Origin of the sequence: Microvirga tunisiensis (genome assembly GCF_009296175.1) — a bacterium.
In the GTDB taxonomy this organism is placed as follows: Bacteria; Pseudomonadota; Alphaproteobacteria; order Rhizobiales; family Beijerinckiaceae; genus Microvirga; species Microvirga tunisiensis.
The window spans coordinates 1-785 of sequence record NZ_VOSK01000910.1; the positions used below are offsets into that span (position 1 = coordinate 1).

General features: G+C 62.3%; 1 protein-coding gene. It reads right to left on the reverse strand.

The genetic code is table 11. From position 1 onward, the window contains the following. Positions 1-785: group II intron maturase-specific domain-containing protein (locus tag FS320_RS44465; RefSeq protein ID WP_244627787.1), on the reverse strand; the 785-nt coding region annotated here is incomplete at both ends.

Consider the following 785-nt stretch of genomic DNA (forward strand, 5'->3'; position numbering starts at 1 on the left):
GCTGGACGTGGACAGAGGCGAGGCCGAGGCCTCTGAAGAAGGCATTGGGGAACGCTATGGAGAGTGCCGGGCTTTGGCTGAGCCGCCAGACACCGTGCGGGCTCCCAGCGGCTTTCGCTGCCAGGTCCTTTCCGACGCCGAGGCGGCGCAGTTCCGCAAAGCGGTTGCGCCCGTACTTCCACTGCTTCCAGACGATAGCGCGAAGCCGTCGCCTGATCCATTTGTCCAGGAGCCGCAACACTCCTGGAGTCTCGCAGAAGCCGAAGTAACCACGCCATCCAATGAGATAACGCGATAGCTCCGGTGTGATCTGCGCGAGGCTGCGCCCCCCTGTCCGAGACGTGAGTTCTCGAACCCGCTTCTTGAACTTGGCGAGCGCTTGCGGTGCAATGCACCGCCTGAACCAGCCGAGATCGAGGAAGCTGAAGCCGAGGAACTTCCGCTCGGTCGGAGAAGCGACAGCGCTCTTTGCCGTGTTCACCCTCAGCTTGAGACGCCGTTCGAGGAACCGGGTGACACTGGCCATGACCCGTTCGCCTGCGCGAGGACTGCGAACATAGATGTTGCAATCATCGGCGTATCTTGCGAAGCGGTGGCCGCGCCGTTCTAGTTCCTTGTCGAGCACATCGAGCATCAGATTTGAAAGCAGCGGCGAGAGCGGCCCCCCTTGCGGGACTCCCTCATCCATCGGATCGACCATACCACCCACGAGCACACCTGCCGTCAGATAACGGCGGATGAGCCGGAGCAGGTGTCGGTCCTGCACCCGTTTAGCCACCAGACCC